This is a genomic window from Methylorubrum zatmanii (assembly GCF_014845115.1).
Classification (GTDB): Bacteria; Pseudomonadota; Alphaproteobacteria; order Rhizobiales; family Beijerinckiaceae; genus Methylobacterium; species Methylobacterium zatmanii.
Window position 1 is genome coordinate 1 of sequence record NZ_NKUI01000352.1, and the last position, 1529, is coordinate 1529.

Annotated in this window: 2 protein-coding genes; one reads left to right on the plus strand and one right to left on the minus strand. The window is 68.1% G+C overall.

All coding sequences use genetic code 11. The annotated features are described in order from the left end of the window. Positions 1-216: 216 nt before the first annotated feature. A complete protein-coding gene (locus MZTS_RS24675; RefSeq protein WP_192285960.1) occupies positions 217-450 on the minus strand; it encodes a hypothetical protein in 234 nt (77 codons plus the stop codon). 368 nt (positions 451-818) lie between these two features. On the opposite strand from MZTS_RS24675, the gene MZTS_RS24680 reads away from it, so the two are divergent. After that, the coding region (locus tag MZTS_RS24680) for an NAD-dependent epimerase/dehydratase family protein (RefSeq protein ID WP_192285962.1) at positions 819-1529 on the plus strand (711 nt) is incomplete at its 3' end.

Sequence of the window (1529 nt, forward strand, 5' to 3'; positions counted from 1 at the left end):
GCGCTGGCGCGGCGCAACCTTTCCGCCGGGCTATGCCGGGAGCGGCCCATGGGAACCGGACGCGTTCGACCCGGAATAGGGGCACTCGCGGCATCGGATGGCACAACGCGCAAAACGGCACTCGCAGGGGCGGGCACCGTTACGGGGTTGTCGATAAACTGGCTCCGCCGGGCTTGGCGGGAAGACGAGACGGGATCGGCCCGTCAAGCCGCCGTGTCAGCGGATCCGGCCGGGGCGGGCAGGCTCGAACACGATGCGGCGGTGATAAGCGCACCAGCTCTTGCCATCGGCCACGGGAGCGCCGCAGCAGACAGCCTGATCGCTCGGCTCGCCGATGATGAACTTGCAGACGAAGGTGCCGGATTGCGCGAAGGGGACACGGAGATCGGGGGAGGGCTCGGCAATCGCATTGGCCTCGCCGGCTTGCGGCAGGCGGAAAAGCTGGTTCATCGGGCGGACACTCGGTGTTCGGTTTAGCTGTACCCGAGCGAGGGCGACGCCGCGCCCGACAGCTCGGTTGAGAGATCTCGGCCGGACTTTCGCTCCGGCTGAGGCGACGTCGTTCGGAGCCTGCCGAGAAGACGGGACCGGCATCGCGGACGCGGATGGAGCGTAAGTCGGCTGATAGTCTGGTGTAAGTAAACCCGATTCCCCGTTAAACAAGCCCTACGACGGCGCGACAGGTCCGCGCTGGAAGCAGGCTCTCCCGGAAGGATCCCCCGGAAAGCAGCAACCGCCCCGCCGACGCTTCCTTGCGACACGGCGGCGGCGAGGATATCCGGCCATCGTCGGACAAACCGCGCGCCTGAGGCCTCCGCATGCACGCTCTCGTCACCGGTTCGGCCGGTTTCATCGGCCATGCGTTGAGCCAGCGGCTGCTGGCGGCGGGCCATACCGTGACGGGTTTCGACGGGTTCTCGCCCTACTACGACGTCGCGCTCAAGCGAGCCCGCCACGGGCAGCTTGCGCATCATCCCGGCTTCGAAGAGATCGAAGGGCGGCTCGAAACGCCCGGCGCGCTGCTCGACGTGATGGCGCGCACCAAGCCCGATCTCGTCTTCCACCTCGCCGCGCAGGCCGGCGTCCGCTACAGCCTGATCGAGCCCGGCGCCTATGTCGAGGCGAACCTCGTCGGCTTCGCCAATCTGCTGGAGGCGGTCCGCGCCCATCCGGTCAGGCACCTGCTCGTCGCCTCCACCAGCTCGGCCTATGGCGGTAATGCCAGCGTGCCGTTCCGTGAGACCGACCGGGCGGTGTCGCCGCTCACCCTCTACGCCGCCTCGAAGCTCGCCAACGAGGCCATGGCGCATTCCTACGCCCACCTGTTCCGGGTGCCGACGACGGCGTTCCGCTTCTTCACCGTCTACGGGCCGTGGGGCCGGCCGGACATGGCGCTGTTCCTGTTCACCGCGAAGATCCTGGCCGGCGAGCCGATCGAGGTCTTCGGCGAGGGCGCGGCGGAGCGCGACTTCACCTATATCGACGATCTCGTCGATGCGATTCTCGCCCTGTCCGAGCGTCCGCCGCCG

Excerpts from the sequence above, each read along its gene's own strand:
- MZTS_RS24675 (WP_192285960.1), bottom strand. The coding sequence starts at position 450 with ATGAACCAGCTTTTCCGCCTGCCGCAAGCCGGCGAGGCCAATGCGATT.